Genomic DNA, 12,768 nt, shown 5'->3' with positions numbered 1-12,768 from the left:
CCGTAGCCCGTTCGCCGAAAGTCGTGGCGGGCCTGTGGATAACTCGGCCCGCGACAGCGAAACAGCAGGTCAGCGATCCATCGCTGCCGAGCGTTCGGGCTGCCGTGCGTCCACTCGGAGGTGCTCGCCGACGCGGTTCACCAGCAGGGTCATCTCGTAGGCGATCTGACCGATGTCCGCCTCGGCGGCGCTGAGCACGCACAGACAGCTGCCTGGTCCGGCCGCGGTGACGAAGAGCACCGCGTCGTCGAACTCGATCATCGTCTGCCGTACGTCACCGGCGCCGAAGTGGCGGCCGGAGCCCTTGGCCAGGCTGTGCAGACCCGACGAGACAGCGGCGAGGTGCTCGGAGTCCTCGCGCCGCAGCCCGGTGCTCGCCGCAGTGACCAGTCCGTCGTTGGACAGCACCAAGGCGTGCCGTATGGGTTCCACGCGCTCGGTCAGGTCGTCCAGCAGCCAACCGAGTCCCGCGTTCTGCACCATTGTTCGTACTCCCCGTTTCGTCGTTCCCCTGCCTAGGAGGATCCGACGATTCAGCCTTCCCCACTGGTGCCGTCGGAGCAAGCAGGATGGAGACATGGCGAGGAAGATGACCGACAAGGATGGGCGGGCCTTCGTACCTCACGGAACTCGCACCGGCGGAACCGGCGGCCGTCCGCGCTGACGGGCGCCCTCATGTCATGCCGGTCCGGTTCTCCCCGGACAGCGACGACACGTCCTTCGTCACCGGAAACCACAGTGTCAAGGGACGGAAACCGGCCAGGGGCCGTCGTGTCGCCGCCCGTTCATCCCACGGAGTCCAGCAACCGGGCGGTGTGCATCCGTCCGGCGTACTCGACGAGTCGTATCAGCACTTCCTTCCCGGAGTCGCGGTCCCGGGCGTCGCAGAGGACCACGGGAGTGCCCTGGTCGAGGTCGAGGGCGCGGGAGACGTCGTGGGCGCCGTACGCGCGGGCTCCCGAGAAGCAGTTGACGGCGACCACGAACGGGATGTGCCGGTGCTCGAAGTAGTCCACGGCCGGGAAGCAGTCCTGGAGTCGCCGCGTGTCCGCGAGGACGACGGCGCCCAACGCTCCCTGTGCCAACTCGTCCCACAGGAACCAGAACCGGTCCTGCCCCGGTGTGCCGAACAGGTAGAGCGAGAGCCCGGACCTGATGGTGATGCGGCCGAAGTCCATGGCGACGGTGGTGGTGACCTTCTGGTCCACCCCGTCGGTGTCGTCCACCGACTGGCCCACCTCGCTCAGGAGTTCCTCGGTGCGCAGCGGCCTGATCTCGCTGACCGCGCCGACCAGCGTGGTCTTTCCCACGCCGAATCCGCCGGCGACAAGGATCTTCAACGCCAGGGCGCCCGTGTCGCCGTCTGTCGCATCGGACTGCTCGGAGTGTTCGGAGACCATCGATCACTTCTCTCGGGAGTGTCGGCCGCGGTCGACAGCGGTACGGCTGTGCGGAGTCAGCATCATGGCAACTGCCACTCCTCCGCGGGGCGTTGGACCACTATTTCGTGGCACCGACTGATTCGTACCTGTTCGGTGTCCGGTTTGATGCCCAAGTCGGCACGGGACGGGGCCGGGTGGCTGTTCATCTACAGCGCCCTCAGTCCCTCGATCACCTCGCGCAGGATCCGCTCGTCCGGCAGTTGCGCGGGCGGTACGGGGCGGCTGACAGTGACGCAGCCGAGTTCCAGGAGGTCGCCGAGGAGCACGCGCACCACGCCGACGGGCAGGTCGGCGCCCGCGGCGAGTTCGGCGACCGACTGGGTCTCGCTCCGGCACAGTTCGATGAGTGTGCGGTGTTCCGGGCCGAGTGACGTGTCGTCGTCGACGCCGGGTGCGCAGGTGTCGAGCGAGACCAGCGCGATCAGGTCGAAGCGGACCCCGCTCGGACCGGGCTCGGTGCGGCCGCCCGTCATGGCGTAGGGGCGGACGAGCGGCCCGGCCTCGTTGTCGTACCACTGACTGCCCGGCGGCTCGTGCGATGCGCGTGCGCTGCCCTCGGTCATGAGCACGGCCCGTCCCTGGGTCATCCGGCCGCGGGCGGGCGCACGCCGGAGCGGGTCGGTGTGTGCAGGTGCTCGCCGACGCGTTTCACCAGCCGTGCCATCTCGTACGCCACCAGCCCGATGTCGGCGGTGACAGAGGTGAGGACGGCGAGGCAGGAGCCGTCTCCTGCGGCCGCCACGAAGAGGAAGCCGTCGTCCATCTCCACCATGGTCTGGCGTACGCCGCCGGCGCCGAAGTGGCGGCCCGCTCCCTTGGCCAGGCTGTGGAAGCCGGAGGCCACGGCGGCGAGGTGCTCGGCGTCCTCGCGTGCGAGGTCGCTGGAGGCGCCGACCGCGAGTCCGTCGTTGGACAGCACCACGGCGTGCCGTACCTCGTGTACGCCCAGTACGAAGTCGTCCAGCAGCCAGTCGAGTTCACCGGACCGCTCAGTGGCCATGGTGCTCGGGTCCTGGATCATGCGGGGTCTCCTTCGCTGCTGTCGCTGCCCGTCGTGGGGCCGTGGGTGACGGTTCGGCCGGGTGCCCTGCCGCCGCCGCGCGCCCAGCCGTCGCGGTAGGCCGTCATGCGGTCTCGTACGAGTTCCGGAGTGCGTTCGTCGTCCGCCCGGGGGGTCGGTGCCGCCGGCGCGGGTTGCCCGGTGCGCTGTTCGCGCAGCTGGGGCGCGAGGTTCGCCTGGCGTACGCGGCGCGGCAGTTCCTCGGTGGGTTCCGGTTCCGGCGAGGGTCGGTGCGGCCGCAGGGCCGTGACACCGGGCGGCGGTTCGGGTGGGCCGTCCGTCGTGGTCTGCCCGGCGGAGGCGACGGGAGCCATCAGCGCGCGCCGGTCGGTGGACTGCTCGACGACTTCCTGAGCCACGGCTGCGGGCACGCGCGCGTACTCGCGTTCCTCGGGCTGCTGACGAGCTTCGGCAGCAGTCTGGGGGGAACGTTCCGTCACGCCGCTGTGCAGCAGCGTGGTGGGAAGGAGAACCACCGCGGTGGTACCGCCGTAGGGCGAGGTCCGCAGGTGGACCTTGATGCCGTGCCGGGCGGAGAGTCGGCTCACCACGAACAGGCCGAGTTGGTCGCTGTCGAACAGGTCGAGGGCCTCGGACTGCTCGATCCGGCGATTGGCCTCCGCGAGGGTCTCCTTGCCCATGCCGAGCCCCCGGTCCTCGATCTCCACGGCGTAGCCGTTGCCGACCGGTTCCCCGGTGATCCGCACGCGCGTGTGGGGCGGCGAGAACTGGGTGGCGTTCTCCACGAGTTCGGCCAGGAGGTGGGTGAGGTCGGCGATCGCGGTGCCGGCGATCTTCGCCTCGGGGAGTTGTCGTACCTCCACGCGCGCGTAGTCCTCGATTTCGGAGACGGCCGCGCGGACCACGTTCGTCAGCGAGACGGGCATGCGCCAGGCGCGTCCGGGAGCGGCTCCGGAGAGGATGATCAGGCTCTCCGCGTGGCGCCGCATACGGGTGGTGAGGTGGTCGAGCCGGAACAGGTCGCTGAGTTCGTCGGGGTCGTCGGAGCGGCGTTCCATGCTGTCGAGCAGGCTCAGTTGGCGGTGTACGAGGACCTGGCTGCGGCGGGCGAGGTTGACGAAGACCCCGGAGATGCCGCTGGCCAGTTCGGCGCGTTCGACCGCCGCACGGAGGGCCGCTCGATGCACGGTGGCGAGGGCCTCGGCGACCTGGCCGGTCTCGTCCTCCGCGGGTGGCCCGGGCGGCGCCTCGGCGTTGACATCGATCTCCTCGCCGGCGCGCAGTCTCCGCATGGCGTGGGGCAGTTTGCGGCGGGCGATCTCCAGGGCACCGTTGCGCAGGCTCACCAGCTCGACGACCAGGCCGCGCCCGATGCGTACGGAGATGACGAGGGAGGCGGCGACGGCGGCGAGACCGAGGAGCACCGCGGCTCCGGCCGGGGCGAGCAGGGCACGGGTGAACGGGTCGGCCCGGTCGGCGACTCCTCGTCCGGCGTCGGCCTGGATGCCGCGCATGTCGTCCTGCACGCGCGCGTGGGCGGACTTCCAGGCGGCTTCGGGGGCCGCTCGGAGCGCTGGGGCGCCGGGGTGGCTCACAAGCACCTCGTCCTCGACGGCGCGCAGGTCGGAGTAAGCGCTTCCTCCGGCGAGTTCCTGCCAGGCGGCGCGTTCCGGGCCGCGCAGATCGGCGCCGGCGGCTTCGGTCAGGGTGCGGCGGGTGTCGACGGCGCCGGTGAACAGGCGCAGCCGCTCGCGGTCGAAAGTCCCGGCGAGGCGGGCACCGGCCAGGAGCGCGTCTTCCCGGGCCAGGGCCTCGGACGCACGGGAGAACTCGAGCAGCACGCGCGCTTCGGAGCCGAGATCGGCGTCCTGGATACCGGTGAGCGCGCCGCCCACGCCGAAGGCCGTGGAGATGGTCGTGGTGTACCGCTCGTACGTCTCGGCCCAGTCGGCTCGGCGGTCGAGCACCGAGGTCCGCAGGGCACGCAGTTGTTCGGCTCCGGTGACGAAGCCTGCGAGGCGTTCGGCCACTCCGGCGGGCAGGTCGGTGCCGTCGGCGACGGTGTGCCGGTCGCCCAGGCGCAGTACGGAGACGGCACGGTCGGTGCGCTCCGACAGCCTCCGCAGTGTGCTCTCCCGCTCCGGGGAGGGCAGGGTGGCATACCGTACGGCGGCCACGCGCTCGGTCTGGAGTGCGGCGACGGCGTCGGCCACCGGGGCGCGGACGGAGGCGTCGACGCGTTGCGACTGCCGGAAGCGGGCGACGTCCTGGGCGGTGGTGACGGTGGCGTACGCCCACAGGGCGAGCAGGGAGACGACGGGCACCATCAGCAGGCAGACGATCTTGGCCCGGACGGTGCGGGGGCGTATGTGCAGGCGTCCCGCGCGCGTGGGCGGTCCGGCCGTCGGGGCGCCACCGGGCTCGTCGGGGTCGAAGCGCTCGTCGGCCGGGGGTCCGGCGTGGGCGCGGCGGCCGCGTATCGCGGGCTGGGGCGGCGCCTCGGCGCCGGCTGTCGGGGTCCTGCGGACGGTAGGCATGGCCTCCTCGTTCGGAGTGGTTCGGGTCGGTCCTCGACGGCGGTCGAGCGCGGCTAGTGGGCGGCTGCGTTCTCGACCGGCCGCTGGGCCGACGCGGACGCCTCGCGCTCCCCGGCCGTCGGCGACAGCGCGACGAACGCCGAGGTGAGGAAGAGGTAGGACCCGAGGCCGACGGCGAGGGGGAAGATGAACTGCATCGCCGTGGCCCCGAGCAGGACCTCACCGGACGGAGTGACCTCCACGCGCACCGCCCACATCGCGGTGTAGTGCATGCTGCTCACCGCTCCACCCATGACCAGAGAGGCGACGGTGACCGCGAGGGGCGACTTGATGTTGAGTGCCGCCCAGAGGGCCGCGGTCGCCGCGACCACGGCGATCACGACGGAGAGCGCGACGAGCGCCGGATCGTAGGTCACGGCGCCGTGCATGCGTACGGCCGCCATGCCCAGGTAGTGCATGCTCGCGACGCCCAGGCCGGTGGTGAGTCCGCCCAGGAAGAGCGCCCGGGCGCGGTCCCGGCTGTAGCCGACGGCGAAGACGCCGACGCAGACCACGATCATCGCGACGAGGAGGCTCAGGATCGTCAGTGGCACGTTGTAGCGGATCTCGGTGCCGGTGACGCCGAAGCCGAGCATCGCCACGAAGTGCATGGTCCAGATGCCGGTGCCGATCGCCGACGCCGCGGTGACGAGCCAGTTGCGGCGGGACCTGCCGGTGGTGCCGAGCGCGCGGACGGTGCAGCGCAGTCCGAGTGCGGCGCCGATGGAGGCCATGACGTACGACAGCGCGGGGGTCAGCCAGCCGAAGGTGGCGTGGTCCAGGTGTCCCATGGCTCCGGGACGCTAGCGGGGGTACGGGAGCACACAGGGGGCGCATTTCGAAAGGTGGTGGAATATGACGCACATATGCGCTGGAACGATCGCCTCCTGCCCGAACATGCGCGTCACTCCTCATACCGCGCCGGTGAGGGATCATGCGGAGCATGAGCGACGACCACACACACGTCCAGGAATTCTTCGCCGCCCGCGCCGCCGACTGGGACGCCCGGTTTCCCGACGACGGGCCTGCCTACGCCGCCGCGGTCGCCGAGCTCGGCCTGCGCGAGGGTGACCGCGTGCTTGACGCGGGGTGCGGCACGGGACGGGCCCTGACGCCGTTGCGTGCCGCCGTGGGGCCCTCCGGAGTGGTGCTCGGGGCCGACCTGACCCCCGCCATGCTGAAGGCGGCCGTACGGGCCGGCCGGAACCGCGACGGGCAGCTGGTGCTCGCCGACGTGGCCGGGCTGCCGTTGCGCGCGGAGTCGATGGACGCGGTGTTCGCCGCGGGACTCATCGCGCACCTGCCGACCCCCGCCGAGAATCTGCGGGAGTTGGCGCGCGTGGTCCGGCCGGGCGGCACACTGGCGCTCTTCCACCCGATCGGCCGGGCGGCGCTCGCGGCGCGCCAGGGGCGGCAGATCACCCCCGAGGACCTGCGCGCGGAGGCGAACCTCGGTCCGCTGCTGGCCGGTTCGGGCTGGCGCATGACGTCGTACGTCGACGAGGACACCCGTTTCCTCGCGCTCGCCGCGCGCGTCGGCTGAGCCCCGGTGGCGGCGGCCCCGGGAGGGCCACGCCGCGCAGATCCCGAACCCGTCGTTCCAGCGCTTCACCACACCACCCCTCTTCTGTGGCCGCGGCTCCATCTCTACGTTGAGGAGGAACAGACGAACGAGATGTGATACCGACTCGGGGGGTAGGTAGACCATATGTTCGACAGTCTTCGTAAGTTCTTCGGCAGATTCCTCGACTCGTCGCGCGGGGAGACGACCGCGCGGGAGGCGAAGCGCACACACAACCTGTTCGAGGCCGCCGCCGCCTACATCTCGGCGTGTGCCGAGGACGACCAGGACCAGATCGACGAGGCCGTGACCTGGGTGTCGCCCGAGGCCCTGTCGTTCGGGGTGAGCGAGCTGGCGTGCCGGGCGGTCATCGCGCTCGCGCGGGAGCGGGACGAGTCGCCGCAGACGGTGGCACGGTCACTTCTGGGGCTGCCCGCCGCCTGAACGAGTGGGGGTCATCGGTCGATTCGCCCTGTCCACCCGATACCCGCAGCTCCGCACGGGGTTCACGCTCGTGACAAGGGCCCGCCGGGCGCATTAGGGTGCGCCGACGGACGAGCGAGAGCGATGGGAGGCCGGCATGGCCGGGACGGACGACGACGCCGTCATCGCCGGGGACGACGACGCGCTCTATGTGCTGACGGCGGTACTGCTCACGCCCGCGAACTTCCCCAGTGTGCTGGGCGACGACTATCCGGAGGCCTGCGCGGCCCTCGACCTCGCGCCGCTCGCCGACGGGTACGGCATCGTCCTGGGCCAGGACGGTGACGGCGCCCGGTGGACGGTGGCGGTCGACGACGTGTCGCTGGTCGCCGTGGCCATCGCGTCGTGGGACTGCGGCATGGAGTACGACCTGTCGCCCGACGAGGACTCGGTCGTGGCCGCGCTGCCCGGCTGGCCGCTCGCGGTCGCCGTGACGGCCCCGGGGGTGCCCGCTCCGCACGACCCCGACCCGGAGGTCTCGGACCGGCCGCCACTGAGTCCACCGGACACGGGCACCTGGGGTCCCGCCCAGCGGCGTCTGGGTGCCGACGAGATCGCGCTGCAGTGGTCCATGTGGCGGGAGCAGATCGACGACGCCGCGTTCGCCGGACAGGACGGCGCGGGCAGGACGGCGACCGGTGACGCGACGAGGGCCGGGAACACGACCGACGCCGCGCAGGACGACGGCACCCCTCGTACGGGCATTCGCCGCGTTCTCGCGGAGGCACGCGCGTATGTGGAGTCGCCGCCGCCGCTCGGGCGCGTCCGGTCCTCGTTCGCACCGGGCGACGCCCGGACCCTGCGTGCCGACGGTCCCGGCTGGTCGATGGTGGCCAGGACCGACGACATCGCGTTCGTCCTGCTCGACGAGGAACCGGGCGAAGTGCTGCCCGTGGGCCGGGGAACGGAACTGCCCGGCCTCCTGGAATCCCTCGACAAGATCGCGGTACGCCCCAACTGAGTCCGTGTGCCTCACCGGCCCGCACGGGCGGGCCGGTGGCACCTCAGCGACCGATCTCCTTGCGGCCGGCCCGGCGCAGCCTGCGCCGCTGTGAGGGGTCCAGCGCGAGGTACGCGGCCGTGGGGATCCCCAGGACTATCAGGAGATTGGCCCAGAAGGGGAAGGGCAACAGGATCAGCAGGACGATCCCGATTGCCGCACCCCCCGCGACGATCTTCGTGCTCTTCGACATCTCCGTCGCCTCCTTCGCGGCCACCGCCGCTCTCTGTCCTGAAAACGGGATCGAGCTCTCCGCAGTTCCGGCCGCGACCCTGACGCATCCCTGAGTCGAACCCCCGTACAACCCTGAGATGCCCCCGCCACCGAGTGGGAAAAGTGACCCACGTCACTCCATAGCATGCCTCTTGGAGGTTTGAAGTGATGTAGCCTCGGCGATCCTGGCTTAGTAGTCAAATTTGAGGAGTTCAGCATCCCTGTGCCGACGAACCCCGTGGCAACCTCCTTCGATCTCTCCGAGCTGACCGGCTGCCGTGCTGTTTTCGTGGCTTCGGACCCTGCCCGCACCGGTCGCGTCGCCTTCTGGCGAGCGGCCGGCTCGGCACCGGCCATGGTCGCGCCCGGCTCCGCCGAGGAACTGACGGTCGTCCTGCCCGGCGACGAGGGCGTCGAGCCGGTGACGGTGCCCGCCGTGTCGCTCCCGGTGCGTGCGGCACTTCCGGTGCTCACGCGCGCGCGTGCAGCCACGGGCGCCCACCGGTCGACGGTCTTCTGGGGCGCGGCCGCCGTACTGGCGCTGCAACTCGCCGCGAGGGGACTGCTGTTGCCCGGCGTCACGGCGAGCGGCCACGACGCCTGGCGGGCGGGCCCGCTGCGGGCGGAGGACCTGGACCGCGTTCGCGAACTGGCGGCCGCGATGCCACCCGAGGCGCATGCGGTGCCCGTGGACCACCGCGTGCCGTTGCGGCTGCCCGATCCGGAGCGGCTGCTGCGCGCCTTCCTCGACGCGGTCGTGGACTCGCTGCCCCGCTCCCCCGCCGCGAGCGTGGCCGCGGGCGGACCGGCCTTCGCCGCTCGGGAACCCCAGTACGTGCCCGAGCATCGCGCCTGGGCAGCCGATGTCGCCGCCGGTCACGACGCGGGGGTCCGCGTCTCGCTGCGCGTCGAGGTACCGGGCCTCACATCGGCCCGGGCCGACGAGTCGGCCGGGACGAGGCTGTCGTTCCGTGCCGTCCCGCAGGTGCACAGTGTGAGCGACCCGGCGCTCGTCGCCGACGCCTCCGCCGTGTGGGCCGGCGCCGAGGCCTTCGGCCCGCGCGCGCGGATGGACGCTCTGCTCGCACTGCGCCGCGCGGCCCGCGCCTGGGCCCCGCTCACCCCGCTGCTCTCGGCCGCGGTGCCGGACTCGGTGGAGCTCGCCGACGAGGAGGTCACCGAGCTGCTCGGCGAGGGCGGCCGACTGCTGGCGGCGGCCGGCGTCGATGTGCACTGGCCCAAGGAGCTGGCACGCGAGTTGACCGCCCGCGCGGTCATCGGCCCGCCGGACGACAACCAGGGACCTGACAAAGCCGCGTCGGACACCCCGTCGTTCCTGTCCGCCGACGCGCTGCTCGCCTTCGACTGGTGGTTCGCGCTCGGTGACCAGCGGCTCACCCGGCAGGAGCTGGACCGGCTCGCGGAGGCGAACCGCCCGATGGTGCGGCTGCGCGACCAGTGGGTCCTGGTGGATCCGGAGGCGATCCGCCACGCCCGTGCGCAGCAGGACCGCAAGGTCTCACCCGTCGACGCCCTCAGTGCCGCTCTGACGGGCTCCACGGAGGTCGACGGCCGGATGGTCGACGTACGGCCGACGGGGTGGCTGGCGACGCTGCGGGAGCGTCTGTCGGACCCGGAGGGGCAGGAGCCGGTGGGGCAGCCGTCCGGGCTCGCCGCGACACTGCGGGACTACCAGCTGCGGGGCCTGAACTGGCTGGCCCGGATGACCTCGCTGGGGCTGGGCGGTTGTCTGGCCGACGACATGGGGCTCGGCAAGACGATCACCCTGATCGCCCTGCATCTGCACCGGCAGTCCGACGCCTCGTCGGCTGGCCCCACCCTCGTGGTCTGTCCTGCCTCGCTGATGGGCAACTGGCAGCGGGAGATCGAGAAGTTCGCGCCGGGTGTGCCGGTGCGCCGTTTCCACGGGTCACGGCGCAGCCTGGACGGGCTCGCCGACGCGGAGTTCGTCCTCACCACGTACGGCACGATGCGGCTCGACGCGCCGAGGCTCGGCGACGTGCCGTGGGGCATGGTCGTGGCGGACGAGGCACAGCACGTGAAGAACCCGTACTCCGGCACGGCGAAGGAGCTGCGCACGATCGGGGCACGCGCGCGTGTGGCGCTCACCGGCACTCCGGTGGAGAACAACCTGTCCGAGCTGTGGGCGATCCTCGACTGGACCACTCCGGGCCTCCTCGGCAGGCTCGGCACCTTCCGCACCCGGTACGCCCAGGCCATCGAGGGAAGCCGGGATCCCGCGGCGGCGGAGCGGCTCTCCCGTCTCGTGCGGCCGTTCCTGCTGCGCCGCCGCAAGTCGGACCCGGGCATCGCGCCGGAACTCCCGCCGAAGACCGAGACCGACCGCGCCGTGTCGCTCACCAGGGAACAGGTGGGCCTGTACGAGGCGTTGGTCCGCGAGACCATGGCGGAGATCGCCGCCGCCGACGGCATGGAGCGGCGCGGACTGATCGTGAAGCTGCTGACCGGGCTCAAGCAGATCTGCAACCACCCCGCGCAGTTCCTCAAGGAGGAGCGGCCCCGGATCCTGGGCAGATCGGGGAAGTTGGAGCTGCTGGACGAACTGCTGGACACCATCCTCTCCGAGGGAGCGAGCGTTCTGGTGTTCACGCAGTACGTGCAGATGGCACGTATTCTGGAGCGCCACCTCGCGGCGCGCGGAGTGCCGACGCGGTTCCTGCACGGAGGAACGCCGGTCCCCGCGCGCGAGGCGATGGTCGAGCGTTTCCAGGAGGGTGAAGTGCCTGTCTTCCTGCTGTCGTTGAAGGCCGCCGGCACGGGTCTGAACCTGACACGGGCCGAGCATGTCGTGCACTACGACCGCTGGTGGAACCCGGCCGTCGAGGCGCAGGCCACGGACCGGGCGTACCGCATCGGTCAGACGCGGCCGGTGCAGGTGCACCGGCTGATCACGGAGGGAACGATCGAGGACCGCATCGCGGACATGCTGCTGCGCAAGCGGGAGCTGGCCGACGCGGTGCTGGGTGCCGGTGACGCGGCGCTCACCGAGCTGTCCGACGCCGAACTGGCCGATCTGGTGGAGCTTCGAGGGGGCGCGCGATGACGGAACGTACCGGGCAGGACGAAGAGCGCACGTTCGCGGCGCTGGCTCCCGTGCACGGGCGGGGTTTCGCTCAGACGTGGTGGGGCCGGGCCTGGCTGAAGGCCCTGGAGGACGCGGCGTTGGACGGGGAGCAGGTGAAGGCGGGGCGCAGGCTCGCGCGCGCGGGAGCCGTGGGCGCGGTGTCGGTGCGCCCCGGGCGGGTCACGGCCGTCGTCCAGGACCGCGACGGCACCGGCCATCGCGCCGACGTCCTGCTTCAGGAACTGTCCGAAGAGCACTGGGACCGTTTCCTGGGCATGGCGGTCGAGCGGGCCGGGCACATCGCCGCGCTGCTCGACCGTGAGATGCCACCGCATCTGGTCGAGGACGCAGCGGCGGCGGGAGTCGAACTGCTGCCCGGGCTCGGTGATCTGGAGGCGGAGTGCGACTGCGGTGCCTGGGACCACTGCGGGCACACCGCGGCCCTCTGCTACCAGGTGGCCCGGCTGCTCGACCAGGACCCGTTCGTCCTGCTGCTGTTGCGGGGCCGCGCCGAGCGCCCGCTCCTGGACGAACTCCAGGTGCGCAACGTCGCCCCCGTGGCGGATGAGCAGGAGGCGCCGGAAGGCCTCCAGGACGGCCTGGACGCCGCCGAGGCGTACGCGGCCGGGGAGATCCTTCCGCCGCTCCCCGAGCCGCCCCCGCTGCCCGTGGAGCCCGGTCTGCCGCCCTCCCTGGACACCGAGGTCCCGCCCGCGCCCGGCGTGGACCCGGCCGCGCTCGGGTTCCTGGCGGCGCGGACGGCTCTGGAGGCGCACCGGATGCTGGCCGAGGCTCTCCGGCCGGGGCACGAGCAGCACCCCGTGGACGACGAGTTGACGCTCCATCAGGACGCGGTGCGGCTGGCCGCCGGTGATCCGGAGCCGAGCATCGGGGCACGGCTCGCCCAGGGTTCCGGGCGTGACCGGGAAGGACTGGCGCTCGCCGTCCGTGCCTGGCGGTACGGCGGGGTGGCCGGTCTCGCCGTGCTCGACGAGGAATGGCACGTACAGGCGGAATCACTCGCACGCGCGCGTGCCGCTCTGGAGACGGCCTGGGACGAGGACCGGCGGCCTTCGCTGCGTTCCGCGCACAACAGCTGGACCGTGATCGGCGGCTCGGTCCAGCTGCGCCTAGGACGAGACGGCCGGTGGTGGCCCTACCGCAAGGAGAGGGGCCGCTGGGCACCCGCGGGACCGGCCGCCCACGATCCGGCGACGGCACTGGCTTCGGTCAGCGCCGAGGCCGACGCCTGAGGCTCGTCCTGAGCCAGGCCGGATGCCGCACGCGCGCGTGGGCCACCTGTGGTCCACGCGCGCGGAGGCCTCCTCACTCCAGCGCTCGGTGAGCTTGCGCTCGCCGCCCACGT

The 12,768-nt window shown here is 71.9% G+C and carries 12 protein-coding genes; 5 read left to right on the top strand and 7 right to left on the bottom strand.

Annotated features, from left to right (window positions below; all coding sequences use genetic code 11):
- Positions 1-69 precede the first annotated feature (69 nt).
- From JIX56_RS41230 to JIX56_RS41205, 6 genes are all read right to left on the bottom strand, one after another.
- Positions 70-483, bottom strand: a complete 414-nt coding sequence (locus JIX56_RS41230; RefSeq protein ID WP_257548769.1) for a roadblock/LC7 domain-containing protein — start codon at positions 481-483, stop codon at positions 70-72.
- 302 nt (positions 484-785) lie between these two features.
- Positions 786-1,400: a GTP-binding protein gene (locus JIX56_RS41225; protein ID WP_257548768.1), complete on the bottom strand. Its 615-nt coding sequence runs from the start codon at positions 1,398-1,400 to the stop codon at positions 786-788.
- A 188-nt stretch (positions 1,401-1,588) separates the two neighbouring features.
- Positions 1,589-2,029 (bottom strand): DUF742 domain-containing protein, encoded by a 441-nt coding sequence (locus JIX56_RS41220; RefSeq protein WP_443031955.1) that lies wholly within the window; start codon positions 2,027-2,029, stop codon positions 1,589-1,591.
- Positions 2,026-2,463 (bottom strand): roadblock/LC7 domain-containing protein, encoded by a 438-nt coding sequence (locus JIX56_RS41215; protein WP_257548766.1) that lies wholly within the window; start codon positions 2,461-2,463, stop codon positions 2,026-2,028. The genes JIX56_RS41220 and JIX56_RS41215 overlap by 4 nt, the downstream gene beginning before the upstream one ends.
- Complete coding sequence (locus JIX56_RS41210; RefSeq protein WP_257548764.1) at positions 2,460-5,000, bottom strand: sensor histidine kinase; 2,541 nt, start codon at positions 4,998-5,000, stop codon at positions 2,460-2,462. The genes JIX56_RS41215 and JIX56_RS41210 overlap by 4 nt, the downstream gene beginning before the upstream one ends.
- A 53-nt stretch (positions 5,001-5,053) precedes the next feature.
- Entirely contained in the window at positions 5,054-5,830 is a 777-nt protein-coding gene (locus JIX56_RS41205; protein ID WP_257548762.1) for an MHYT domain-containing protein, read from the bottom strand.
- A gap of 152 nt (positions 5,831-5,982) precedes the next feature.
- On the opposite strand from JIX56_RS41205, the gene JIX56_RS41200 reads away from it, so the two are divergent.
- The 3 genes from JIX56_RS41200 (at position 5,983) to JIX56_RS41190 (ending at position 8,044) form a co-directional block, all read left to right on the top strand.
- Positions 5,983-6,582, top strand: coding sequence for a class I SAM-dependent methyltransferase (locus tag JIX56_RS41200; RefSeq protein WP_257548760.1), 600 nt, complete (start codon positions 5,983-5,985; stop codon positions 6,580-6,582).
- A gap of 165 nt (positions 6,583-6,747) precedes the next feature.
- Complete coding sequence (locus JIX56_RS41195) at positions 6,748-7,044, top strand: hypothetical protein (RefSeq protein WP_257548759.1); 297 nt, start codon at positions 6,748-6,750, stop codon at positions 7,042-7,044.
- Between the two features lie 136 nt (positions 7,045-7,180).
- The gene (locus JIX56_RS41190) at positions 7,181-8,044 is read left to right on the top strand and encodes a hypothetical protein (RefSeq protein ID WP_257548757.1); all 864 of its coding nucleotides are present in this window, start codon (positions 7,181-7,183) and stop codon (positions 8,042-8,044) included.
- Positions 8,045-8,087: 43 nt separating this feature from the next.
- Here the strand turns inward: JIX56_RS41190 and JIX56_RS41185 are convergent, their stop codons facing one another.
- Entirely contained in the window at positions 8,088-8,300 is a 213-nt protein-coding gene (locus tag JIX56_RS41185) for a hypothetical protein (protein ID WP_200304952.1), read from the bottom strand.
- A gap of 219 nt (positions 8,301-8,519) precedes the next feature.
- Between JIX56_RS41185 and JIX56_RS41180 the strand changes: the two genes are divergently transcribed.
- Both JIX56_RS41180 and JIX56_RS41175 read left to right on the top strand, forming a co-directional pair.
- Entirely contained in the window at positions 8,520-11,381 is a 2,862-nt protein-coding gene (locus JIX56_RS41180; RefSeq protein WP_257548755.1) for a DEAD/DEAH box helicase, read from the top strand.
- Positions 11,378-12,655, top strand: a complete 1,278-nt coding sequence (locus tag JIX56_RS41175) for an SWF or SNF family helicase (RefSeq protein ID WP_257548749.1) — start codon at positions 11,378-11,380, stop codon at positions 12,653-12,655. The genes JIX56_RS41180 and JIX56_RS41175 overlap by 4 nt, the downstream gene beginning before the upstream one ends.
- Positions 12,656-12,768 lie beyond the last annotated feature (113 nt).

It is taken from the genome of Streptomyces sp. CA-210063 (assembly GCF_024612015.1).
In the GTDB taxonomy this organism is placed as follows: Bacteria; Actinomycetota; Actinomycetes; order Streptomycetales; family Streptomycetaceae; genus Streptomyces.
The sequence above is the reverse complement of the archived record's forward strand: the minus strand, read 5'-3'. Positions and strand labels throughout refer to the sequence as shown.

Bases quoted from the DNA above. Each gene is read 5' to 3' on its own strand.
- JIX56_RS41230 (WP_257548769.1), bottom strand. From the start codon at position 483: ATGGTGCAGAACGCGGGACTCGGTTGGCTGCTGGACGACCTGACCGAG.
- JIX56_RS41225 (WP_257548768.1), bottom strand. From the start codon at position 1,400: ATGGTCTCCGAACACTCCGAGCAGTCCGATGCGACAGACGGCGACACG.
- JIX56_RS41220 (WP_443031955.1), bottom strand. From the start codon at position 2,029: ATGACCCAGGGACGGGCCGTGCTCATGACCGAGGGCAGCGCACGCGCA.
- JIX56_RS41215 (WP_257548766.1), bottom strand. From the start codon at position 2,463: ATGATCCAGGACCCGAGCACCATGGCCACTGAGCGGTCCGGTGAACTC.
- JIX56_RS41210 (WP_257548764.1), bottom strand. From the start codon at position 5,000: ATGCCTACCGTCCGCAGGACCCCGACAGCCGGCGCCGAGGCGCCGCCC.
- JIX56_RS41205 (WP_257548762.1), bottom strand. From the start codon at position 5,830: ATGGGACACCTGGACCACGCCACCTTCGGCTGGCTGACCCCCGCGCTG.
- JIX56_RS41200 (WP_257548760.1), top strand. From the start codon at position 5,983: ATGAGCGACGACCACACACACGTCCAGGAATTCTTCGCCGCCCGCGCC.
- JIX56_RS41195 (WP_257548759.1), top strand. From the start codon at position 6,748: ATGTTCGACAGTCTTCGTAAGTTCTTCGGCAGATTCCTCGACTCGTCG.
- JIX56_RS41190 (WP_257548757.1), top strand. From the start codon at position 7,181: ATGGCCGGGACGGACGACGACGCCGTCATCGCCGGGGACGACGACGCG.
- JIX56_RS41175 (WP_257548749.1), top strand. From the start codon at position 11,378: ATGACGGAACGTACCGGGCAGGACGAAGAGCGCACGTTCGCGGCGCTG.